Source organism: Actinophytocola algeriensis, from assembly GCF_014203735.1.
GTDB classification, from domain to species: Bacteria; Actinomycetota; Actinomycetes; order Mycobacteriales; family Pseudonocardiaceae; genus Actinophytocola; species Actinophytocola algeriensis.
The window spans coordinates 1-24204 of sequence record NZ_JACHJQ010000018.1 but is presented as its reverse complement, the minus strand read 5'-3'; the positions used below and the strand labels follow the sequence as shown (position 1 = coordinate 24204).

The window sequence follows — 24204 nt, the reverse complement described above, 5'->3', positions numbered from 1 at the left end:
TGGGTGGGACGGGAACGGGGTCAGCCCAGGGCGAGCATGACCGGGGTGAACGAACGCGCCGGGTCACCGGGGATGTCCGGTCCGAGAACCATGATCGCCGTGGTGAACCGGTGCTGGAGGCCGTGCGCCTCGGCCCAGGCCAGGACCCGCGGCTGCCGGTGGTCGATGTCCAGCCGCACCTCGCCGGGAGCGGTGGCGGCCAGGTCGGACAGCAGGCCCAGTCCGTCCTCGGCGTCCTCGGCGGTCACCGGGCCGAGGACCGTCTGGTCGATGTTCGGCCATGCCGCGCCGAACCCCGTGATCCCGCCCGGGGCGTCGACCACCCGCAGCGCGCTCGCGAAGCCGGGCAGCGCGGCCGTCAACTCCTTGCGAGCGGCGCCGAACACCTCGGTGTCCACAATGGACACAGCGGCCGCGTCGGTGTCGGTGTACGGGCGGGAGATCCCGGCCGCCCGCACCCCGGTTGGCGTGCCGCTGTAGGTCGAGCACCGGCCGATCGTGCGGAACCCCACCGACTCGTACAGGGGCTTGCCCATCGGGGTGGCGGTGAGCAGCGCGCTCTCGGTGCCCGTCTGCGCCAGCGTGTGCGCCAGCACCCGCTTGCCAAGACCGGTCCGCTCGTGCTTGCGGGCGACGAGCATCATGCTGATCGCCGTGACCGCCGTGCCGTAGGGCGCGCCGACGACCACCGCGGCGAGCCCGCCTTCCGGGTCGTCGATGCCGTTGACCTGGCCCACGGCGAACAGCAACCGCCACTTGTGCTCCTCGCGCGGCCAGCCGCGGTCCGCGCCGAGGTCCAGGCACGCGGTCAGGTCGCCGACATCGAGCCGGCGCACCGGCGCGGTGATCCTCACGTTTCCTCCGGGGTCGCCGATCAGGTGGACGGGGCGGCCTGGCCGCGCACGCCGGTGCCGAGCGCGGCGCGGATGATCCCGAACGGGGGATGCTGGATCAGGTAGAAGTGCTCACCGGGGAACACGTGCTGGGCGAACCCGGCCGAGGTCAGCTCGCTCCACCGGCGGGTCCGGTCCTCGGTGCAGTGGGAGTCCTCGTCGCCGTTGATCGCGGTCACCGGGCAGGTCAGGCTCGCGCCGGGCACGTACTGGTACCGCTCGAACATGACGAAGTCCGCGCGCACGTAGGGCATCACCAGCTCGGCCAGCAGCGGGTCGTCGAGCAGTTCGGCGTGCGTGCCGCCGAGCTTGGCCAGCGACCGCATGATGCTCTCGTCACCGCGCTGCGCGGCCCCGGCCGGTGCGTGGTCCGGGTCGTGCGCGGCCCGCGCGCCCGAGACGAACAGGTGCGGCACCCGCGCGCCGTCGGCCGCCAGCATGCGCGCGACCTCGAACGCCACGATCGCGCCCATGCTGTGGCCGAACAGCGCGATCGGCCGCTCCAGCAACGGTTCCAGCGACTCGCGCACCCCCCTGGCCATCTCGACCAGGTCGGTCGGCAGCGGGTCGGCCATCCGGTCGGCCCGGCCGGGGTACTGGACCGAGTGCAGGTCGACGTCGGGCAGGTCCCCGGCCCAGTCGCGGAAGAACGAGGCCGACCCGGCCGCGTGCGGGAAGCACACGAGGACGGTCTCGGCGCCGGGCCTGGGGTCGATGCCGCGCAGCCAGGTCACGGGTGCGCCTTTCACGGGTTGGGCGCTCATGCGTTGGCGTGCGCGGGGAACGCGGGCCGGACGAGGTCGAGCAGTTCGTCGAACGAGCGCATGCCGTAGACCGCCGCGAAGTCGAGCTCGACGCCGAAGCGGGTGCTGACCTCCTCGATCAGCTGGATCAGCCCGAGCGAGCTCCCGCCGCAGTGGAAGAAGTCCTTGCCGGGCGCGGGCGGCTGGCCTGCCAGGGTCGTCCACAGCCCGGCGAGCACCGCCGCGTACCCGGCGGCGTTGTCGGTCGCGGGATCGGCCGCCGGGGCGACGGGATGCCGCTCGTCCCACAGCGCCACCAGGGCGCGCTTGTCGACCTTGCCGGTGGGGCCGGTCGGGTAGGTGTCGACCACGAGGATCTTGTCGGGCACGACGTGGCGGGGCGCGCGTTCCCAGGACCGCTCGCGCAGCGCGTCCGCGTCGAGCCCGGCGGTACCCGGGCGGACGAACCCGATCAACGACCGGGCGCCGGGGTCGCCCACGGCGACCACGACCGCCTCGGCGACCTCGGGGTCGGCGGCGAGCACGACCTGCGACTCGGTCAGGTTGACCCGGTAGCCGCGGATCTTCACCTCGGCGTCGGTGCGGCCGAGGAACTCCAGCGCGCCGCTGGGCAGCGTGCGGACCCGGTCACCGGTCCGGTACATGCGCGCGCCGGGGACCTCGGAGAACGGGTCGTCGAGGAACCGGCTCGCGGTCAGTTCGGGGTCGTTGTGGTAGCCGATGGCGAGCCGGTCGCCGCCGACGAACAGCTCACCGGGCACGCCGTCGGCGACCGGGCGCAGGTCCTCGCCGAGCACGTAGCAACGCGCCCCGGACAGGGGAACGCCGATCGGCACGGTCGCCGACTCGGTCTCGTCCCACGTGGACACCTCGCACACGGTGCTGGCCACACAGGCTTCGGTGGGGCCGTAGCTGTTGATCAGGCGCAGGCCGGGGTGCTCGGTCCGGACCCGGGTGGTCTGCGTCGTCGGCATGACGTCGCCGCCGCAGCCCACCATCCGCAGGCCGCCGAACACGTCCGGGTAGTTGTCGACCAGCAGCGCGAACAGCGCCGGGCTCAGGTGCGCCGCGGTGATCCGCGGCTCGGCCAGGATCGCGGCCAGGTCCCCGAGGGTGGTGCTCGACCCGCGTGCGCAGACGATCGACGCGCCGACCAGCAGCGAGGACCAGATCTCCAGGACCGACGTGTCGAAGGCGAGCGTCGCGCCGGCCAGCATGCCGTCGGTGGCCTCGGTCCGCAGTGGACTCGGTCGCAGCAGCAACGCGGTGATGCCGCCGTGCGGGACCGCCACCGGCTTGGGGGTGCCGGTGGACCCGGAGGTGAACATCATGTAGATCACCGACTCCGGCGACCCGGTCGGCGCGACCGCGTCGGCACCGGGCTCCACGTCGGCGACCCGGCGCAGGGGCACGCCCATGTCGCTCGCGGGGCGGTGGTCGTCGGCGCACAGCAGGAGCTTCGCGCCGGAGGCCGCCACCTGCCAGCGGGTCCGCTCGTCGGGGAACGTGGGGTCGATCGGCACGTAGAACGCGCCCGCGACCAGCACGCCCAGCATCGCCGTGATCGCCTCGCGGCTGCTCTGCGCGTACAGCGCGACCGCGTCACCGGGCTCGACGCCCCAGGCGCGCAGCGACGCGGCGAGGTCGCCTGCCCCGGCCCACAACTCGCCGTAGGTGAGGTCGCCACCCGCGTCGGACACCGCCACCTTGTCGGGGTTCGCCGTGGCGACCCGCCCGACGATCGTGTCGACGCGGTCGTAGTGGGGGAGTGTGTCGGTCATCGTTCGTCGTCCTCCTGCGCGGCCAGGCGTTCCACCAGGGCGATCTGGTCGCCCAGGGTGCGCGCGGTCGCGAATTCGCGGATCGGGATGGTCAGGTCGAGGTCCTTGCCGAGCCTGCGGACCAGCCGGATCAGAACCAGCGAGTCGCCGCCCACGGCGAAGAAGTCGGTGTCGTCGGCGAGGTCCTGGTAGCCCAGCAGGTCGGCCCAGCCCGAGGTGACCAGCACCCGGGGGGAGTCCGGTGCCGGTGGTGAGACGGCGGCGTCCGGCTCCTGGACGGGCAGCGGGACCGCCTCCGGCGCGATCCACTGTGGACCGTGGAACGGGTAGGCCGGGATCCGGGTGCGCCGGCCGGTGCCGTTGATCGCGGTGAGGTCGACCGGCTGGCCAAGGGTCCACAGCGCGGCGAGCCCGTTGAGCGGTTCCGCCTCGCCACCGCGGCCGGCGGCCATGGTGACCGAGGTGATGCCCTCGGCCTCCGCCATGCCGCTCAGCGCGCGACCGGGTCCGACCTCGACGGCGACCGCGCCGGGGAACCGGTCCGCGAGTGCGGCCACGCCGTCGGCGAACCGCACCGCCCGGCGGGCGGACTCGGCGAACGCGCGCGCGTCCACCGCGGTCCCGGGGCCGACGAGCGTCCCGGTCGCGTTGGCCACGTAGGGGATGGTCGGCGCGGCGGTGGCGGTCCTCGCCAGCACCGCCTCCAGCCCGGCCACCGCGGGCTCCATGAGCGCGGTGTGGAAGGCGTGCGAGGTGGCGAGGTGGCGGTGGCGCACGCGGTCGCCGAGCCACGCGGCGAACGCGTCGACGGCCGCACCCGGGCCGGCCACGACGCAACTGTCGGCGGTGTTCACCGCGGCGATCTCCAGCACCGAGGTGTCCACGGTGTCGGCGGCGTCGCCGAGGAGCTTGACCGCCTCGTCCTCCGCGCAGCCGACCGCGAGCATCGTGCCGGCCGGGCACGCCCGCATCAGCCGCCCGCGCTCGGTCACCAGCCGCACCGCGTCCGCGCGGGTGAGCACCCCCGCCAGGCAGGCCGAGGTGATCTCGCCGAGGCTGTGCCCCGCCACGGCGGCGGGGACCAGCCCGAGGCCCTTGAGCGCGTGCGCGGCGGCGTACTCCAGCACGAACAGCGCGGGCTGGGCGAGGTCCGTGTGCTCGGCGCGGTCGCGCGGGAAGTCCGGGTCGTACAGCAGGGCCCGCACGTCGTCGGCCAGGTCGCCCGGGAGGTCCGCCAGGCACTCGGCCGAGGCGGCGGCGAACCCGGGCAGGTGCGTCCGCCACGGCAGACCCATCCCGGGACGCTGCGCGCCCTGTCCCGGGAAGAGGAACACCAGCGGCGCGGGACCGGTCGCCGGCCGGGTGCCGACGACGTGCTCGGACTCGGTCCGCAGCCGGCGCGCGACGTCCTCGGGCGTGTGCCCGACGACGGCCACCCGGTGCTGGAGCGGCGCGCGACCGTGCACGAGGGTGTGCGCGACGTCGGTGAGGTCGGCGGCGGAGGCCACGCGGTCGGCCAACCGGGTCGCGGCCCGCGTCACCACGGTCGGGTCGGCGGCCGAGAGCACGACGATGGTGTCCCTGGCGGGGGCCGCGGCCGGTGGGGCGACCGAGGGCGGCTGCTCGATGACGACGTGGGCGTTGGTGCCGCCGATGCCGAAGGAGCTGATACCCGCGCGCCGCGGGGTGGGGCCGCTCCACCCGGCGAGTTCGGTCGGCACCGTCAGCGGGGCGCCCGCCGCGCTGAGCAGCGGGTTGAGCTCGGTGAAGCCCGCCACCGGCGGCACCACACCGTCCTTGACCACGTGCAGGGTCTTGACCAGCGACGCCAACCCGGACGCGGCGTCGAGGTGGCCGATGTTGGCCTTCACCGCGCCGAGCGCGATCTGGCGGCTGGGCACCCGGGCGAGCGCAGCGCACATCGCCGTCCACTCGATCGGGTCACCCACGTAGGTGCCGGTCGCGTGCGCTTCGAGGTAGCCGAGGGAGTCGGCGGGCACGTCGGCGGCCCGCAGTGCCGCCCGGATCACCGATTCCTGCCCCAGCGCGGACGGCGCGTTGTAACCCGCCTTCGCGTCGCCGTCGTTGTTGACCGCGGTGCCGAGGATGACACCGTGCGGTGTCGCGCCGTCGGCGTGGGCGTCGGCGAGCCTGCGCAGCACGACCGCCGCGACGCCTGATCCCGCGAGAGTGCCGTCCGCGCCCGCGTCGAACGGCCTGCACGCGCCGCCCGCCGACATGATCCCGCCGCGCACCCGCAGGTGCCCCTCCTGCGGGAAGCCGACCGACGCCGCGACGACCAACGCCTGGTCGCACTCACCGTTGAGCAGTGCCTGCACGGCCGTGTGCACGGCCACCAGGGACGACGAGCACGCGGTCTGCACGCTCAGGGCAGGCCCGCGCAGACCGAGTTTGTACGCGATCCGCGTGGCCATGTAGTCCTGGCCGGTGCCGACCTCCAGCCGGTCGTGCTGGTCGTGCGGCAGCCTGCCACCCACCAGGATGCGGCGGTGGTAGGCGCTGCTGGTGGCACTGGCGTAGACGCCGGTGCGCACCGAGTCGTCGTACGGATCGCGACCCGCGTCCTCCAGCGCGGCCCACGCGGCCTCCAGCATCAGCCGGTGCTGCGGGTCGGTCAGCTCGGCGTCGCGCGGGCTGAGGCCGAACAGGGTGTTGTCGAACCGGTCGGCGTCCTCGAGGTAGCCGCACACGGGGACGTAGTCGGGGTCGGTGACGTGCGCCCGCGGTACCCCGGCCGCGATCAGCTCCGCTGCCGGACGGCGGGTGGTCAGCACCTCGCCGCGCTGGATCGCGGCCCACCAGTCCGCCAGGTCCGCGTACCCGGGGAAGCGGGCCGACAGCCCGGTGACCGCGACGTCGAACGCGTCGTCCCGGCTCACCGCGCCGCCCCGGCCGACCGCCGCGACCGCGCGGCCATCCTGGCCCGCCGGTCATCGGTCTCCTCCGGCGCCGCCGCGGGTGCGGCCGCCGCGCGCACCAGCTCGGTCTGCGCGGTGACGGTGGTGGCGGTGAAGAGGTCCACAATGGACACCGAGGTGCCAGTCTCGTTCTCCAGTGCGACCTGGAGCGCGGGAACGAGCAGCGAGTGCCCGCCGACGTCGAAGAAGTTCGCGTCGACGGGGAGGTCGGTCTTGCCCAGGATCTTCGACCACGCGGCCGCGACCTGGGTGGCGGTGTCGTCGGCCGGGACCGCGGCGGCGCGAACCAGTTCGATCTGGGCGGCGATCGTCGTGGCGGTGAACAGGTCCACGATGGAGACGTTCGTGCCGGTCTCGGCCTGGATCGCGACCTGGAGCGCCGGGACGAGCAGCGAGTGTCCGCCGACGTCGAAGAAGTTCGCGTCGACCGGGAGGTCGGTCTTGCCGAGGATCTTCGACCACGCCGCGGCCACCTGGGAAGCGTCGTCGGTGACCGCGGCCGCTGCCGGAGCCGCGACCGATGTCGGGGTCGGGGCCGGGGCCGCGTCGATCAGGTCGCCGAGTGCCGCGCGGTCGACCTTGCCGTTGGGGGTGCACGGGAACTCGGCCAGCACGTGCAGGGTGCGCGGCGCCATCGGGTCGGGGAACCGCTCGGCCAGGCGGCGCTGGGCGGCGGCGGTGTCGAAAGCCGGGTCGGCGACGACGAACCCGACCAACCGCGCACCGGCGGCGTCCGGGAGCACGGCGGCGGCGCGTACCCCGTCGAGGCCGCCGAGCGCGGTCTCGACCGCACCCAGCTCGACCCGGTGGCCGCGGATCTTGACCTGCTGGTCGGCCCGGCCGAGGAACTCCAGCGTGCCCGCGTCGCTCCACCGCACGCGGTCGCCGGTGCGGTAGACCCGCTCACCTGTGCGGCGGTCGGTGACGAAGGCCCGCGCGGTGTCGGCGTCGCGACCGAGGTAGCCCCGGCTCACCCCGGCCCCGCCGATGCGCAGTTCGCCGATCGCGCCGTGCGGCGAGAGGGCGCCGCGACTGTCCACAACGGACAGTCGAGTGCCGGGGACCGGGCCGCCGATGTCGATCGGGCCCGGTTCGGTGTAGCGGCGGTAGCTCGCCCACACGGTCGTCTCGGTCGGGCCGTACTCGTTGACCAGTGCCGCGTTCGGCGCCACGGCGAAGTGCTCGCGCGGCAGGGCCTCCGGCAGCGCCTCGCCCGCCACGATGGCGCGGCGCAGCGACCGCAGCGCGGTGCCGTCGCCTGCCCGCGACAGCACCAGCGCGTACAGCGTCGGTACGCACAGCAGATCGGTGACCTGGTGGCGGCGGACGAGGGCGAGCAGGCGCTCGGGATCGCGCACGTCGTCGCCATCGGCGACCACCACGGTGCCACCGGCGGTCAGGGTGCCCCACAGGCCCGCCATGGACGAGTCGAACGCCAGCGGTGACACGTGCAGGAACACCGGCGCGCCCGGGTACACCGCCCGCCGGGCCGCGGTGGACGCCGCGAGCTGGCCGTGTTCCACGACGACGCCCTTCGGCTCACCGGTGGTGCCCGAGGTGTAGATCACGTACGCCGCGTCGGACCGGTCGGGCGCGGGGAGGTCGAGCGGCTCGGCCGGGGCGCCGCGCTCCTTGTCGGCACGCACGGTCGGCAGACCGGTGGCGACCGACGCGGTGGCCTCGGTGACCAGGACGCAGCTCGCGGCGGCGTCGGCGAGGGTGGCGGCGAGGCGCTCGTCCGGGTGCGCCGGGTCCAGCGGCACGTACGCCGCCCCCGCCCGCAGCACGCCGAGTGCGGCGGCCACCATCGCGGGGGAGCGGTCGGTGAGGACGCCGACCGTCGACCCCGCGCCGACGCCCTGCCCGCGCAGGCGCTGGGCGATGACCGCGGACCAGCCGTCCAGCTCGCGGTAGTCGACGATCTCCTCGGCGTGGACGACCGCGGCCCGATCCGGGTGCGTGGCGGCGACCGAGGTGATCAGGTCGGCCACGAGCGCGTCGGCGTCGGCGACCTCGCCGCCGTCGCCCAGCGCGACCAGCCGCTCGACCTCGGCCGCGGCCAGCATGGCGATGTCGTCCAGCCGGCCGGTGGGGTCGGTGACCAGGCTCGTGAGCACCGCCCGCAGGTGCGTGGTGAACTGCTCGATCCGCGCCTCGGTGTACTGCTCGGCCCGGTAGACCGCGGCGAGTTCGGCGGTGTCACCCAGCCCGCGCAGCCACATGGTCATGTCGTACTTCGACACCTCGACCGGGAAGTCGACCTCGGTGATGTCCAGTCCCGCCGCCGTGAGGTGGGACGGGCCGGCGACGTAGTTGAACAGGACCTGGAACACCGGCGAACGGCCGCTCGCCGGGGCGCTGCCCAGGCCGCGCACCAGTTCCTCGAACGGCAGGTGCCGGAAGAGAAAGGCCCGCAGCAGCGCGCGGTGCGCCGAACCCAGGTAGTCCGCGGCGGTCTGGTCGTCCTCGACGCGCAGCCGCACGGGCGTCGGGTTGATGAACATGCCCACCGTGTCGGCGTAGGCGGCGGTCCTGGTGTCCATGGTGCCGCCGAGCACGATGTCCCGCGTGTCGGTGTAGCGGCGCAGCGTCAGGCCAAGCGCGGCCATGCCGATCACCTGCGGGGTGGTCCGCAGGTCGCTCGCGGCGCCGCGCACCGCGGCCCACAGGCCGGCGTCGAGCGGCACCCGGACCACGGCGCCGCGCTTGCCCTCGACCGGGCGCGGCTCGCCGAGGCCCAGCGGGCGGTCGGCGATCGGCACCCGCAATTCCTCGATCCGGGCCTCGAGCTTGTCCGCGGCCGGTCGCGACGACGTCGCCTCCCAGGCCGCGTAGTCGACGTAGCTCGGCGCCGACCCGAGGTCGGTCCTGCCCTCGTAGGCGCGGAACAGGCCGGTGGTGATCAGGTGCACCGACCGGCCATCGGTGACGATGTGGTGCGCGGTCAGCAGCACCAGGTGCTCCAGTGGCCCGATCCGGAGGATCTCCAGCTCGGCCAGGGGCTCCTCGGCCAGGTCGAACACGCGCGACGCCGCGAGCCGCAGCTCCTCGTCGACGTCCTTGCGGTCGATCACCCGGACCCGGGCCGCGAGCCGCTCGACCGGCCACTCCGCCCTGCCCGGCTCACCGGCGTGCTCGGTCACGCGCAGCCGCAGCTCCGCGTGCCTGCGCACGACCGCGGTCCACGCCGCGGCCAGCGCGCCGGTGTCGAGCGCGCCGTGCACGCGCGCCGCCCACGGCACGGTGAACTCGAAGCTGTCGGGTTCGACGCGCGCCGCGAGCCAGAGCCTGTGCTGGGCCGCGGACAGTGCCGGGCTCGCCGCGGCCGTGGGTCTGCCGTGCACCATTTCGATGACTCCTCTGACCGATCCGGATTTCCGGGGACTAGGTGGGCCGACCCGTGGTGAAGGTCGGGTGGAACGTGTCTTCGATGCCGCGGACCAGGTCCGCCAGCGCCGCGTGGTCCGGCACGCGGCCGTACGCCTTGCCCAACCGGCCGAACGCGCCGTCGCGCCAGTCGACCCGCTGGCCCGGTCGCACCCGGACGTCGAGCAGGTCGATCCCGTCGAGCGCACGAAGCTCGGCGAGCCGCTCGGCGGCCACGACGGTCTCGGCGTCGCGCGGGGGCAGGAACACGTACTGGAAGGTGACCGCGTCACCGGACCCGTCCGGTGCCGAGGGCCGCTCACCGAGCGCGAGCCGCATCGCCGTCTCGACCACGGAATAGCCGAACGCGCGCTCGAACAGGTCCGGGACGTGCCCGCCAGCGCGGCCGTTGACCTCAAGCACCCTGGGGCCTGCCGCGGTCAGCTTGAGTTCGGTGTGGACGATCCCGTCGCGCACCCCGAGCGCGCGCACCGCCGCGTCGGCCACCTCCAGGACCCGCGCGGTGGTGGCCGCGTCGAGCGTGGCGGGCAGGAAGAACCCGCGCTCCCGGAACGGCGGCACGAGCGGCAGCTTGCCCACCACACCGAGCGGCAGGCATTCGCCGTCGTGCACCGCGGCCTCGACCGAGACGTAGTCGCCGAACGCTTCCCCGGCCACGTCCGGGTCACCGACCAGCAACTCCTCGGCCACCATCGCGGTGCCGCGGGGCGCGTCGGCGAAGAAGCGGCGGGCGGCGTCCAGCGCCTCGTCGAGGTCGTCCACCCGGCTGACGTGCTGCCCCGCGGTCCCACCGCGGGGCTTGAGCACGGCGGGCAGGCCGACCGAGGCCAACGCGGCGGCCACCTCGGTCTCCGCGTCGACCGCGGCGTGCCTGGTGGTGTCCAGGCCCGCCGCCGCCCACGCGGTGCGCTGCGCGCTCTTGTCGAGGAGCACGGCCGTCACCGCGGGGGAGTGCCACCGCTTCAGCCCCAGCCGGTCGGCGATGCCCGCCGTGGTCGACAGGCAGAGGTCGCTGAAGGTGAGCACGCCGTCGACCCGGTGCCGCGCGACCTCGCCCGCGGCATCCACAGTGGACAGACCGGCGATGTCGACCACCTCGAACCGCCTGCGCAGCACCGGGAGCACGCTCGCGACGTGGGCGCACGTGGAGTCGACCACGAGCACCACGTCCACACCGCACGCCCGGCCCGCCGCGGCCAGTTCGGTGGGACCGACCGAGCCGAGGTCGTAGCCGACGGCCAGCACCTGGTTCACCGGGGACCGCTACTTCGCGCGGGTCGGGGTGACCGCCTCGGAGCCCGAGGGCCAGCTGCGCTGGTCGGTGATGTAGAGCAGCTCCGAGGACACGCCTCGGCGGGCGCACAGCTCGGTGAGCAGCTCGGACTGCTTGATCTGCTCGGCCTCCGGGTCGTACCAGCAGCCGGACAGGTGCTTGAGCCACGGCTCCATGCCCAGCGCGTAGACGAACACGTTGCGCGCGCCGACCTGCTGGGCCACCTTGTCGGCCGGACCGGCGAACGAGCCCTTCAGGCCGCGGTCGTTGTCGTGGTCGCGGCCGATGGGGGTGTCCAGGAACGGGCCGTAGAGCCAGCTCATGGGCGCGCCGACGCACTCCAGGCCGATGAACAGCGCGTCGATGGTGCCGATCTCGCGGCCGACGAGCTCGTAGATCGACGGGTCGATCGGCGAGGTGTCGGTGGCGAACAGGAAGCCTCGGCCGCCGATGCGGACCATCGGGACCATCTTCGCGCGGATGTCCATGTCGCCGTGCTCGCCGAGGAACGGCAGCGCGGTGATCCGGGCGTGGCCGAGGTCGAGGGACTGCACCTCGCCGAGCTCCACCACGTTCCGGAAGCCGAAGTTCTCCAGGAACACGCGCAGGTTGAAGTCCGGGAGGGTGCCGCCGGAGGTCTGCGGGACCACGATCGTCCCGATCCGGTCGCGGAGCTGGAGCAGCGTCTCCAGCGAGAAGTGGTCGGAATGGCCGTGGCTGATCACCACGACGTCGATGCGCTCAGGCAGGTCGGCGAAGGTGTAGTGCGAGTGGCCGTCGTCGTCGTAGCCGAGGGTCGGGTCGGTCATCACGGTGAAGCCCTCGAACTCCAGCAGGACGCTGGCGTGTCCGAAGTAGCGCATCCGGACCTCGCCCGGGGCGGCGTAGGTGTACGGGCGGGGCTCGCGGTCGGTGAACAGGCCGCGGAAGATCTCCTGCTGCGCACCCGCCAGCTCGAACAGTTCGACCAGCTGCTCGACGTCGACCTGCCGGCGGTGGCCCGCGAACAGCTCGCCCAGCTCCGGCGCGGAGAACGGCACGTTCAGCTCGGCCCGGCCGTGCGGGAGCACGGGGGAGCCGTAGACGAACGGCTGGTTCGGGTCGTGGCGGGGCAGCAGCGAGATCGTCTGGGCCTCGGGCTGCAGCGCCGCCGTCCGGTACAGCAGTGACTCGAAGAACCGCAGCGACGCGTTGCCGGCGGTGTCGTAGACCAGCTCGGACACCCCGTGCAGGCTGGGCGGCAGCTCGGCGTAGAGCGGGGCGAGCGAGCCACCGTCCGCCTTGGCCTTGAGCACCGCGCGCATGGTGTCGATGTCCTCGGCGAGCCGCAGCCGGGGCTGGCCCTCCTTGAGCGTGCGCTCGACCAGTTCCTCGATGGCGGCCGGTCCGCCCTCCCGCGCGTTGACGAATGGCGCGCCGAACATGTCGGGGTTGGTCAGCGCCAACGCGTGCGCCTCTGGTGCGGCGAGGTAGCTGCGCAACGCGGGGAGCTGCCGCTTCGCGAGGTTCATCGCGCCGGTGTGGGGAGCCGCGAAGTAGGGAACGGCGTACCACCGGTGGATCAGCGGCTGCACCACGGTGGACGTGGCGAGATAGCGCATGGCGGCTTTGCTCGAACTCATCGAGATTCCTTCGATAGGTGGTGGCGAGGCAGCCGGTGCCTGAAATTCGTGTGATCGTCAGTGACGCGGTTGTCCCCGTCACGTCGGGAGGGCGTGATGTCCCCGTGTCGGCTAACGCCCGCGGCATCGACCTTGGTGGACTGTTCAAGATTATTTTGTTGCGGTCTGAAAGGTGTTCCCCAGTCGCCGGACGGCGCTACCTCGTGATTTCGCGCCGATCCCCACTTGAGCACGTCGGCTTCGTATATGCGGTGGTCAAAGCTCTGAATCCGTGCCCGGCCGTAGTGTACGCAAGTCGGCGGCCCGGATGTCAATACGCGATATTGCTCTTCGCCTGGATTGTCGATGGATTCTTGCGGCGCATTACTTGCGCGCGCCATCGGTTAATGGATATACCTTGTGGCGGCTCCGCTTATATTCGACAAAAGATTGACATCGTCCGACGATCGGGCTCGTCGCCCGGCTGCACCCGAAATGCGATGGATCAGATGACCGCTGCACCCCGACCACTGGTGCTGATGCTGGGCGTGGACAAGTACGTCCTGGAGGCCTGCCAGCAACACGACGTCGAGGGCGTCGTCGCCTGGGGCGCCGGTGCGCACGACTACGGCCTGCAGCTCGTGCCAGACGGCATGACGGTGCTCCGCGTCGACCAGGCGTCCAGTCCGGAGGCCGTGCTCAGCGCGCTGCACCGGGCCGGGCTCGGTGATCGCCGGTTCGACGCCGTGCAGACCAGCGACGAGTGGGCCATGGTCACCGCGGGTGTTCTCGCCGGGCACCTCGGCGCCCGCGCGATCGACCCGGTCACGGCGGTGTACTTCCGCGACAAGACCCTCCAGAAGCGACGGGTGCGCGACGCGGGCATCCCGGCCGCGCTGACCACGGTGATCGATGACGTCCACGACGTCGGCGACATCACCGAGCTGCCCTACGAGCGTGCGGTCCTCAAGCCCATCGCGGGCGCGGCCACCGCCATGACATCCGTGGTGGACAGCGTCGAGCAGCTGCGCGCGCTGAGCGCGAAGTACCGCGCCGAGCGGACCGGCCAGCGCACGTTCGTTCTCGAGGAGTTCATCGACGGCGCCGAGGAGTGGGTCGCCGACGGCGTCGTCTTCGACGGTGAAATGATCTTCTGCGCGCTCGGCCGTTACGGCGTGCCGTGCCTGAGCACGGTCGACCAGGCGCTGCCGCTGTGGCTGCGCCGGTTCGACCCGACTACCGAGGCGTGGGCCTACGAGCGCGGCCAGCCCCTGGTGGCCCGTGCGCTCAAAGCGCTCGACCTGCGTGACGGCGTGTTCCACATGGAGCTGTTCCACGACCCGGCGACCGGGACGCTGACCTTCGGCGAGTGCGCGGCCCGGCGTGGCGGTGCACTGGTACACGAGGAAGTCCAGGCGAAGTTCAACGTCCACCTCGGGGCGGCCGCGCTGCTCGGCGCCCTGGGGCGCAAGCCGGAACTGGACATCCAGGTGCGTCCGGAAACCATCGGCGGCACCTACCTGATGGGCAGGTCGGGCACGTTGTTCCGGTGCCCGTCGCCCGCGGAGATGAAGGCGCTGCCGGGTGTCGAGCACGTGCGCGTCGAGTACGCCTTCGGCAGCCAGATCTCCTCGGGGGTCGGCAGCACGAACGCGCGCATCGCCCAGGTGCTGGTGTCGGCGGAGTCGGAGGACGCGATGCTGCGCCGCTTCGAGGAGCTGCGGGCGTGGTTCGACGAGCGCCTGCTGATCGCCCCGTCCGGCGGCGCCATGCGCGAACTGCGCGCCTGGCAGCAGGCCACCTGGCCCGACGAGGACTACAAGGACCAGCTGTGGCGCTGACGCAGAGCCCCGGCAAGCCCGGCCTGGTGGCGAGGCTCCTGCCGGAGACCCCGCCGCAGCGCGCGCTGGCCGTGGCGTCGTTCGTCAACGCGGTCGGCAGCGGCATGTTCATGGCGAGCAGCGCGCTGTACTTCACCCGCATCGTCAAGCTCCCGATGACCCACGTCGCGCTCGGCCTGTTCCTCGGCGCCATGGTCGGCCTCGTGGCAGGCGTGCTCGCCGGCCGTGTCGCCGACCGGTTCGGCGCGCGCGAGACCCAGGTCGTGGTCATGATCGCGGGCGCGGGCGCGATGACGTGCTACATGTTCGTCAGCTCGCTGTTGCCGTACATCATCGTCTCGGTGCTGGTCGGCCTGGTGTTCGCGGCGGACAAGTCGAGCAAGGCGCCGCTCATCCGCGGGTTCGCCGGGGACAACCCCGCCACCTTCCGCGCGTACCTGCGCTCGGTGGTGAACCTCGCCGTCGCGCTGGGGTCGCTCGCCGCGGGCGTCGCGATCCAGCTCGACACCGAGGCCGCCTACCTGGCGCTGATCGGCGGCCGGGTGCTGGCCTTCGCGGGCGGCGCGATCATGCTGACCCGGCTGCCGCACCTCGCGCCGACGACCGGCCCCGAGGTCAAGGACCGCTGGGCCGCCATGCGCGACCGGCCGTACCTGACGGCGACCATCCTCAACTGCCTCATGTCCCTGCACTTCGCCGTCCCGACCTTCCTGATGCCGCTGTGGATCGTCGACCACACCGACGCGCCGAGGTGGATGGTCTCGGTCGCACTGGCCCTGAACACCGCCATGATCATCACCTTGCAGGTGGTGGTCAGCCGCAACGTCGCCGACCACGACTCCGCGGGCAGGCGCATGCTCTGGGCGGGGGTCGCGGTGGCCGCGGGCATGGTCTGCATGGCCTTCGCCGCCGACCAGCCTCCCGGCGTGGCCATCGCGCTGCTGCTGGTGGCCATGGCGATCTACACCCTGGGCGAGCTGTGGCACGCCGCGGCGTCGATGGAGTACTCCTTCGGCCTCGCCGCGCCGCACGCCCAGGGGCAGTACTCCGGCGTGTTCGGCCTCGGCGGCGGGGTCGCCGAGGCGGTGGCCCCTGCGGTTCTCGGGCTGGCCGTGACCTACGGCCTGCCCGCCTGGCTCACGATCGCCGCCGGGTTCCTCGTGATCGGTGCCGCGAGCAGGCCACTGGTCGATTGGTCCTTGCGCAGGTGGCGTCCCGCGCACCTGTGATGTCAACCGCGTAGCAACCGTCCAAAGGGGTGGATCTTGTCCCAGTCCGTTGTCGAGTCCGTGAACACCGAGATGATCGAGCTGGTGCCCGGACTGCAGTTCGAGCACGACGAAATCCTCAGGGCCTACCAGCAGGTCGTCGACCGCGTGCCGGTCACCGACCCGGAGAACCCCGACCACCGCCTGCGCAGGCTCGGCCTGACGCACCGCGCAGGCGCCGAGGACCCGTGGCACGACGCGGGCAACGGCCAGTTCAACCAGGCCACCGGCGAGAAGAACTTCGAGGAGAGCGACTTCAGCTTCTTCAACGAGGAGCTGAAGGACACCTACTTCTACGAGATCTACAAGAGCCTGCCGTTCCGGATCGGCCGCATGCGCCTGGTCGCGCTGCACCCGTCGGAGATCTACCACATGCACACCGACGCCTCCCGCGTCGCGCACATGGCCATCATCACCAATGAGGACTGCAGGCTCCTGCTGCGGACCGGCCAGACCTACCACGTGCCCACCGACGGCCGCATCCACATCCTCAACACCAAGCTGCACCACTCGGCCTACAACGCGGGTGGCACCTCGCGCATCCACCTGACCATGACCAAGGTCGAGTGACCAGCCCGCGCCAGCACACCATCGACCAACCCGTGAGTAGGAACATGTCTGGACAACCGCGCCCGGTCGCCGTGATCGTCGACGGGTACACCTCGGGCAACCACCTGCCTCCCGCGTTCGCGCGAGCAGGCGCGGATGTGGTCCACGTGCAGAGCAGCATCGAGATGATGACCTCGATGATGTTGCCGGACCTGAGCGCCTACCGGGCCAACGTCGTGTGCGCGACCCCGGAGGAGGCCGCGGCCGAGCTCGCCGCGTTCGCGCCGGTCGCCGTCGTCACCGGGCAGGAGCCCGGGGTCGAGTGGACCGACCGGCTCAACGAGCTGCTCGGGCTGCCCGGCAACGGCAGCGACAAGTCGCGGGCGCGGCGGGACAAGTACGAGATGATCGAGGCGCTGCGCCAGGCGGGCGTGCGGTGCGCCGACCAGTTCAAGAGCGGTGCCGCCGAGGACATCGTGGCCTGGGCCGAGACCAGGGGCGCCTACCCGGTCGTGGTGAAGCCGCTCGCCTCGGCCGCGACCGACGGCGTGGCGATCTGCACCTCCCCGGAGCAGGTCCGCAAGGCCGCCGAGGCCGTGCTCGGCGCGTCCACCATCTTCGAGGACCCCAACCGCGAGGTGCTCGTCCAGTCCTACCTGGCCGGCGACGAGTACTCGGTGGACATGGTGTCGCACGGGGGGCGCCGCTACACGAGCGCGGTGTGGAAGTACCGCAAGCGCCTGGTGGACGTGCACAACATCTACGACCGCGACGACATCCAGGACCCGGACTCGCCCGAGGTCGCGGAGCTGATCGCCTACACCTCCTCCGCGCTGGACGCGCTGGGCATCGACTACGGCCCGACCCACGCCGAGGTCATCCGCACCGAGCACGGCCCCACGCTGGTGGAGGTCGGCGCCCGGATGACCGGTGGTGTGGTGCCCGCGTACAACGACGCGTGCTGCGGGGCGAACCAGGCCGACCTGACCGCCCTCGCCGCGGTCCGCCCGCAGGAGTTCCTCGACCGCTACGCGGACCGGCGCTACCAGCGGCTCCTGTACGGCTGCATGGTGATCACCCCGACCGAGCTGGACGGCGTGGTCGACAGCATCGACGAGGACGTGGTCGCCGACATCGAAGCCCTGCCCTCGGTGCGGCACCTGCGGGTCAAGCTCAAGCCGGGCAGCCGGATCAAGCCGACCATCGACCTCTACACCAGCACCCTGGCGGTGCACCTGGGCACCGACTCGGCCGAGCAGCTCGAGCGCGACTACGAGCGCGTGCAGGAGCTCAAGGACCGCGTCTACCGGCTGCGCTGACCGCGCTCGAGCACCGAGGAGGTCGAGCATGACCACCGAACGCGAACCCGGCCGCCTGCTGCTGGTCGGCGGGGCGGGAGACATGTCGCTGAGCGTGGACGTCGCGATCGCGGCGTTGCGGCAGGCGGCCGACCGCGGCCTCGCCACGCACGTGACCAACCAGGAGACCACTTTCGCGGCCACGCCCTCGGTGGCGGCCGCCGCGAACGAGGGGTCGGTCGTGGACCACGGGACCGCCGGCGCGGTGGCGGCGTGGGCCGCCGAGCGACCCGGTGGGTTCGACGTCGTGTTCGGCGTGCGGGAGATGGCCCAGGTCGCCGTCGCCGAGACCGCGCACGTCCTCGGCCTGCCGGGCAACCCACCGCACGCCGTGCGGCGGGTGCGCACCAAGGACGACGGCCGTGCGGCGTTGGCCGCCGCCGGGTTCCCGCAGCCCGCGGTGCGCCTGTGCGCCTGCCTGGCCGACGCGGAGGAGTTCACCCTCGGCACCGACGGCCCCTGGGTCGTCAAGCCCCGCGACGGGTCCGGCAGCGACGGTGTCCGCAAGGTGACCGCGGTCGCCGAGCTGCGCGACGCCGTCGAGGCGCTGCCGAACCCCGAGGAGTTCCTCATCGAGGAGTTCGTGGACGGTCCGGAGTTCAGCGTGGAGGGCGTCTTCCTCCGCGGCGAGCCGAGGGTCTTCGCGGTCACCGCCAAGGAGAAGCTCCCGCCGCCGTACTTCGTGGAGATCGGGCACGTCCTGCCCGCCGACCTTCCGGCGGCCGACACCGAGCGCATCGAGCGGGAGGTGCTGGCGGCGCTGCGCGCGCTGGAGCTGACCTTCGGGCTCTTCCACGTCGAGCTGTGGCTGACCGAGCGCGGCGTGGTGATCGGCGAGGTCCACGTGCGCGTCGGCGGCGGGTGGATCCACAAGATGCTCGAACACGCCATCCCCGGCCTGGAGCTCTACGGCCTGGTGTACGACGACGTCCTCGGCGCCACCGAGCCCGGTCCCGTCATCGTGGCCCGCGCCGCCGCCGCGCGCTACTTCGCGCCGCCACCGGGCCGGGTGCTGTCGGTGACCGGCTGGGAGTCGGCCAGCTCGCACCCGGCGGTCGTGCACGCCGAGCTGTCGGTGGGGGAGGGTGACGAGATCCGCCCGTTCCACAACGGGGAGGACCGGGTCGGCGTGATCGTCGTCGGCGCGGACACCCCGGCCGAGGCCCGCGCGCTCGCCGCGAAGCTCGTCGACGCGGTGCGCTTCACCATCGCCCCGGCGGTGGACGTGCGATGACGACCACCACACCGGCCGACGGGACCGTCGACCTCACCGTCGAGCCGCTGCCGCTACCGCGCTCGTTCGAGATCTCGCACATGACCATCGAGACGGTCGACATCGTCCGGCTCTCCCTCGGCGACACCGGGGACGGGCACGTCGGCGACGGCGAGATCGCCGCCGACCTCGGCTACGGCCAGGACGCCACCGTGATCGGCACCGAGGCGGCCGCCATGGCCCGCGCGGTGGCCGACCGCGGTCAGCTGACCCCGGCCGAGCTCGTCGCCGCGCTGGACCAGGTGGGCGAACACGCGTCCGGACCGGCCAGGATGCTGGTCGAGATGGCGTTCCTCGACCGCGCCGCCCGGCGCGCGGGCGTGCCGGTCTGGCGGCTGCTCGACCTGCCGGCACCGGGGACGGTGCGCCTGCTGCACACCGTGCCGATCGGCGAGGAGATCCCGGCGGGCACCCGCCCGGTGAAGATCAAGCTCGGCGGCCCCGACGACGACGTGGTCCTGCGCGGGCTCGTCGGCGTCCCGGGTCCGATCATCCTCGACGTCAACCGCGGCTGGGACGCGCGGGACTGGGGGCGCCTGCGCGACCTGGTCACCGAGATCGCGCCCGCGGTGCTGGAGGACCCGGTGCACGACCGGGACCTGCTCGCCGAGGTCCGCGCCGCGCTCCCGGACACCAAGGTCATCCTGGACGAGGGCGTCAACACCGTCGCCGACGTCGAGGCCGCCGTGGCCGTCGCGGACGGCGCCAACACCAAGCTCATGCGGCTGGGCGGGCTGCTGCCAGGACACCGGGTCCTCACCGACCTCGGCGCCCGCGGCGCGACCAGGATGCTCGGCTGCTTCCTCGAACCACCCCGCGCCATCGCCTACGCCGCGCAGTTGGTCGGCCTGTGCGAGTGGACCGACCTCGACGGGCACTTCTGGCTGACCGGCGACCCGTCGGTCATGTCCTACCGGCTCGACAGCTCCGCCCCCGGCGTGCCGCGCATCGCCTACTGACACCGCCTCCAGCGGGCTATCGACAGCGAAAGGGACCGGCCACCGATGAACCACGTCCGCAACACGGCCCCCTATGGCAGCTGGCCATCGCCGGTGGGCGCCGACGACGTCGCCGCGGGCGAGGCCCTCGTGGAATGGCTGGGCTTCGTCGGCGACGAGGTCTGGTGGACCGAGGTCCGCCCCGGCGAGGGCGGCCGCAACGCGCTGATGCGCCACACCGGTGAGGGCATCGTCGACGCGCTGCCCGGCTGGGACGTGCGCACACGGGTGATCGAGTACGGCGGCAGGCCGTGGGCGCCCGCAGGCGACGGCGTCGTCTTCGTGCACTACGCCGACCAGCGCGTGTACCGGTGGACTCCCGGCGCCGAGCCGGTCCCGCTGAGCCCGGTCGGCGACGGGGCGTCCCTGCGCCACGCGGACCTCTCCGTGCGGGACACCGAGGTGTGGTGCCTGCGGGAGACCGTGCTCGACCCGGAGTGCACCAAGGTCACCCGGCACCTGGTCGCGCTACCGCTGGACGGCACCGGCGCGACCGACCCGTCGGCCGTGCGCGTGCTGGCCGCCACCCACGACTTCATGACCGGCCCGCGCCTGGCGCCCAGCGGCACCCAGGTCGCGTGGCTCGGGTGGAACCACCCCGCGATGCCCTGGGACAGCACGGACCTGGTCGTCGCCGGGATCAATCCGGACGGCACCCTCGGTGAACCCCGCCGGACGCACGGCGGCGATGGCGTCTCGGTGACCCAGGTGGACTGGGCGGTGGGGACCGACACCCTCTACGCGATCAGCGACCCGGCGGGCTGGTGGAACCTCCACGAGGTCGACCCGGCCACCGGGGCCGCGCGGGTCCTGTGCGCGCGGGAGGAGGAGTTCGGCGAGGCGCTGTGGCGCATCGGGCTGCGCTGGGCACTGCCGTTGGCCGATGGTTCCGTCGCCGTCATCCACGGCACCAGCGGTCGCTCGCTCGGCGTGCTGTCCCCGGACGGCTCGCTGCGTGACATCGACAGCCCGTACACCGAGTGGGCCTACCCGGCGACGGACGGCACGAGGGTCGCCGTCGTCGCCGCCGGGCCGCGCCACCGCAGGGCCGTCGTGCTCGTGGATCTCGCCGAGGGCACGACCCGCGTACTGCGACCCGCGACCGCCGGCCACGACGACTTCGCCTCGGTCCCGGTGCACCGCACCGACCGAGGCGCCGACGGCGTCGAGGTGCACTCACACGTGTATCCGCCGCACAGCCCGGACTTCACCGCACCGGACGGCGAACCGCCGCCGTTCCTGGTGTTCGTCCACGGTGGACCGACCAGCCGCAGCCACCGCGTCCGCAACCAGGAGATCACCTACTTCACCAGCCGCGGCATCGGTGTGGTCGACGTGCAGTACCGGGGGTCCACCGGCTTCGGCCGCGCCTACCGGGACGGGCTGCGCGGCGAGTGGGGCGTGGTCGACGTCGCCGACTGCGCGACCGTCACCCGCGGCCTGATCGCCGACGGCACCGCCACGCCGAACCGGATCGCGATCCGCGGCGGCAGCGCGGGCGGCTGGACCGCGGTGGTCTCGCTGACCACCGAACCCGACCTCTACCACGCCGCCGCCATCTACTACCCGGTTCTCGACCTGGAGGGCTGGCGCACCAGGGGCACCCACGACTTCGAGTCCCGCTACCTCGAAAGCCTGGTCGGCCCGTGGCCGGACCGGCGCGAGGTCTACCGCGACCGCTCACCGGTGCACCACGTCGAGCGCATCACCGCACCGTTGGTGCTCTTCCAGGGGCTCGACGACACGGTGTGCCCGCCCGCACAGGCCGAACGGCTCCTGGCGGGCCTGACCGCCTCCTCCGTCGACCACGAGTACCTGACCTTCGAAGGCGAAGGGCACGGCTTCCGCCGGGCCGCGACCACCGCCCGTTGCCTGCGGGCCGAGCTGCACCTCTACGGCCGGGCCCTCGGGTTCGCGCCGGCCGACGATTTGTGACCGCGTCCCCCGCGGTGGCGGGGCCACATGTCTGGGAAGGACATCGAGAATGCCGTTACGGGAGTTCTCCACGGGGCCGGATGGCCCGGGCCACCCCGAGCAACTCAGCTTCGACCGGTTGGCGCCACAGGTCCGGCGCGGCCTGAAGGAACTGTGCAAACTGGACAACTTCCACGGCCTGCTCGCCATCGCGTTCGAGTACGCCGTGATCGCGTTGTCCGTGGCGCTGTGCGTCGGTGTGTCCTACTGGTTCTACCCGGTGGCGCTGGTCCTGATCGGGTCGACGCACCGCTTCCTCGCGCACCTGCTGCACGAGTCCTCGCACAAGACCTTCGCGCGCAACTCCGTGCTGAACGTCATCGGTGGGACAGTGCTGAGCGGGTACCTGATCTTTCACTTACAGGGCCCCTACCGCAACACACACGTCGGCCTGCACCACCGCAACCTCGGTGACGCCGACCTCGACCCGGACTACAGGTTCCACATCGAGTGCGGCCTCTACGACCACAACCGCTCCAGCCGGGCCTTCGTGATCCGCGAGGTGTTCCTGTCGGCGATCGGACTGCGGACCTTCTCCTACCTGAAGTACCTGTTCCGCGAGCGCTTCTGGTCGAACTCGTCGATGCCGCAGATCTCCACCCCGGTGCCGCTGCGGATCGAGCGGCTGATCCTGGTCGCCGAGTGGGCGCTGATCATCGGCCTGTGCGCGTGGTTCGGTTGGCTGCCCGAGCTGCTGCTGTTCTGGTTCGTCCCGCTGTGCACCTCGGGCGTCGCGATCGGGTGGCTCTCGGAGTTGGCCGAGCACTACCCGATGCCGGAGGGCGAGTCCAAGCGCGTCCTCCTGACCCGCAACCGGCACGGCAGGCGCTGGGAGCAGTTCCTGCTGAGCAGGCACGCCGACCGCTTCCACCTGGTACACCACCTCAACACCGGGGTGCCGTTCTGGAACCTGCGCCACGCGCACAAGGTCCTGCTGGACGACCCCGGGTACGCGATGTGGGACGGGATGTGGGCGGGCGTGTTCAGCCGCCCCGCCGCCCGCAAGGACAAGGAGACGGTGATCAGCTACGCCGCCAAGTACCGCGAGTGGCGGTCCGCGGGCGGCGAACCCGACGTCGGACCGAGCTTCGCCACACTGATGATGATCACCGCGAGGAGCGGCGAGCAGCCGTCCGCCGCGCAGCAGTCCGACGAGCAGGCTTCCGGCGTGCAGCCGTCCAGTGTGCTGCCGTTCGGCAAGCAGCCGTCCGACGAGCAGCCGCCCGACGACATCGACTACCGGAAGGCAGCCTGATGACCCACTCCGCCGCCGAACTCGCCCTGGCGGGCCGGGGCCTGCGCGGCCTGGCCGCCGACCCGGCCTGCCGCGCGGCCTTCGCCCAGCCGGACTCGCTGCTGCGCGCGCTGCTGGCCCCCGCCGCCCGGCGCTATGTCGCCGCCGCCACCGAGGACGAACTGCTCGACCGCGCCGCCACCCTGCGCGCCAAGGGTTACCGGATCTCGGTCGAGGCGGTCGGCGAGGAGATCACCGACCCCGCCGAGGTCGAGGCCGTCGTCACCGGCTACATAGGACTGGTCCGGCGCTCGCCCGCCCCGGTGCAGCTCGGGTTCGACCTGTCGAACGTCGGCATGCTGCTGTCCACCGAGCTGGCGCTGGAGAACACGGGCCGCATCCTCGACGCCGCCGCCGAGCACGGCAGCGACGCCATCATCAGCATGGAGCGGTCGTCGTTCGTCGACGACGTCCTCGGTGTGTTCACCAAGCTGGCCGGAGACCACCGCAACGTCGGCATCACCCTCCAGGCGCACCTGCACCGCACGGCGGACGACCTGCCCGCCGTCCTGGCCACCGGCGCGAAGATCCGGCTGGTCAAGGGCGTCTACGCCGAACCGGCGGAGATCGCGCTGCCGCGCGGGTCCGAACTCGACACCCGCTACCTCGACCTGGCCGCCCGCGCGATCGCGGGTGGCGCCAGGGTCGCGCTGGCCACCCACGACGCCGGCCTGCTCGCACAGGCCGCGCGGACGGGTGTCCTGGCGGGAGCCGAGGAGATCGAGATGCTGCACGGGGTGCGGCCGGAACTGCTCCGCGCGCACCGCGAACAGGGCCACTCCTGCCGGGTCTACCTGACCTACGGGGAGAACTGGTGGCTGCACCTGCTGCACCGGGTCGCCGAGCACCCGCCGATGGCGATCACCGCGCTGGCCGACGTCGCCGAACCCGACCGCGTGGTTTTCGGCGCCGACTACTAGGGCCTGTATCGAAGTCGGTCATAGCCATTCGTTGATGGCGGCGATGTGGACGGTGGCTTCGTAGCGGACGGCGAGTTTGTCGAACCGGGTA

The 24204-nt window shown here is 72.5% G+C and carries 16 protein-coding genes; 9 read left to right on the top strand and 7 right to left on the bottom strand.

Annotated elements, in window-relative coordinates; translation table 11 throughout:
* Positions 1-20: 20 nt before the first annotated feature.
* The 7 genes from FHR82_RS44855 to FHR82_RS44825 are packed head-to-tail and all read right to left on the bottom strand — an operon-like array spanning position 21 to position 12659.
* Positions 21-854: a GNAT family N-acetyltransferase gene (locus tag FHR82_RS44855; RefSeq protein ID WP_184816820.1), complete on the bottom strand. Its 834-nt coding sequence runs from the start codon at positions 852-854 to the stop codon at positions 21-23.
* A 20-nt stretch (positions 855-874) separates the two neighbouring features.
* Entirely contained in the window at positions 875-1627 is a 753-nt protein-coding gene (locus FHR82_RS44850; RefSeq protein WP_184816819.1) for a thioesterase II family protein, read from the bottom strand.
* Between the two features lie 26 nt (positions 1628-1653).
* Positions 1654-3438 carry a non-ribosomal peptide synthetase gene (locus FHR82_RS44845; protein ID WP_184816818.1) on the bottom strand — a complete coding sequence of 595 codons (1785 nt, stop codon included), beginning with the start codon at positions 3436-3438 and terminating at the stop codon, positions 1654-1656.
* Positions 3435-6338, bottom strand: coding sequence for a type I polyketide synthase (locus tag FHR82_RS44840; protein WP_184816817.1), 2904 nt, complete (start codon positions 6336-6338; stop codon positions 3435-3437). The genes FHR82_RS44845 and FHR82_RS44840 overlap by 4 nt, the downstream gene beginning before the upstream one ends.
* A complete protein-coding gene (locus FHR82_RS44835; RefSeq protein ID WP_184816816.1) occupies positions 6335-9724 on the bottom strand; it encodes a non-ribosomal peptide synthetase in 3390 nt (1129 codons plus the stop codon). The genes FHR82_RS44840 and FHR82_RS44835 overlap by 4 nt, the downstream gene beginning before the upstream one ends.
* Before the next feature lie 37 nt (positions 9725-9761).
* On the bottom strand, positions 9762-11018 hold the full coding sequence (locus tag FHR82_RS44830) for an ATP-grasp domain-containing protein (protein WP_221465117.1): 1257 nt from the start codon (positions 11016-11018) through the stop codon (positions 9762-9764).
* A gap of 9 nt (positions 11019-11027) precedes the next feature.
* Complete coding sequence (locus FHR82_RS44825) at positions 11028-12659, bottom strand: MBL fold metallo-hydrolase (RefSeq protein ID WP_221465116.1); 1632 nt, start codon at positions 12657-12659, stop codon at positions 11028-11030.
* A 488-nt stretch (positions 12660-13147) separates the two neighbouring features.
* Between FHR82_RS44825 and FHR82_RS44820 the strand changes: the two genes are divergently transcribed.
* From FHR82_RS44820 to FHR82_RS44780, 9 genes are read left to right on the top strand one after another with little or no spacing between them, the layout of a single operon-like run.
* Positions 13148-14479: an ATP-grasp domain-containing protein gene (locus FHR82_RS44820; protein ID WP_184816815.1), complete on the top strand. Its 1332-nt coding sequence runs from the start codon at positions 13148-13150 to the stop codon at positions 14477-14479.
* Positions 14470-15708, top strand: coding sequence for an MFS transporter (locus tag FHR82_RS44815; RefSeq protein WP_184816814.1), 1239 nt, complete (start codon positions 14470-14472; stop codon positions 15706-15708). The genes FHR82_RS44820 and FHR82_RS44815 overlap by 10 nt, the downstream gene beginning before the upstream one ends.
* A 36-nt stretch (positions 15709-15744) precedes the next feature.
* A complete protein-coding gene (locus FHR82_RS44810; protein ID WP_184816813.1) occupies positions 15745-16317 on the top strand; it encodes an aspartyl/asparaginyl beta-hydroxylase domain-containing protein in 573 nt (190 codons plus the stop codon).
* Positions 16318-16361: 44 nt separating this feature from the next.
* The gene (locus tag FHR82_RS44805) at positions 16362-17615 is read left to right on the top strand and encodes an ATP-grasp domain-containing protein (protein ID WP_184816812.1); all 1254 of its coding nucleotides are present in this window, start codon (positions 16362-16364) and stop codon (positions 17613-17615) included.
* Between the two features lie 28 nt (positions 17616-17643).
* The gene (locus FHR82_RS44800; RefSeq protein ID WP_184816811.1) at positions 17644-18888 is read left to right on the top strand and encodes an ATP-grasp domain-containing protein; all 1245 of its coding nucleotides are present in this window, start codon (positions 17644-17646) and stop codon (positions 18886-18888) included.
* The gene (locus tag FHR82_RS44795; RefSeq protein ID WP_184816810.1) at positions 18885-19886 is read left to right on the top strand and encodes an enolase C-terminal domain-like protein; all 1002 of its coding nucleotides are present in this window, start codon (positions 18885-18887) and stop codon (positions 19884-19886) included. The genes FHR82_RS44800 and FHR82_RS44795 overlap by 4 nt, the downstream gene beginning before the upstream one ends.
* A 45-nt stretch (positions 19887-19931) precedes the next feature.
* Positions 19932-21860: a S9 family peptidase gene (locus tag FHR82_RS44790; RefSeq protein WP_184816809.1), complete on the top strand. Its 1929-nt coding sequence runs from the start codon at positions 19932-19934 to the stop codon at positions 21858-21860.
* Positions 21861-21909: 49 nt separating this feature from the next.
* Positions 21910-23154 carry a fatty acid desaturase family protein gene (locus FHR82_RS44785; protein ID WP_184816808.1) on the top strand — a complete coding sequence of 415 codons (1245 nt, stop codon included), beginning with the start codon at positions 21910-21912 and terminating at the stop codon, positions 23152-23154.
* Complete coding sequence (locus FHR82_RS44780; protein WP_184816807.1) at positions 23154-24113, top strand: proline dehydrogenase family protein; 960 nt, start codon at positions 23154-23156, stop codon at positions 24111-24113. The genes FHR82_RS44785 and FHR82_RS44780 overlap by 1 nt, the downstream gene beginning before the upstream one ends.
* Positions 24114-24204 lie beyond the last annotated feature (91 nt).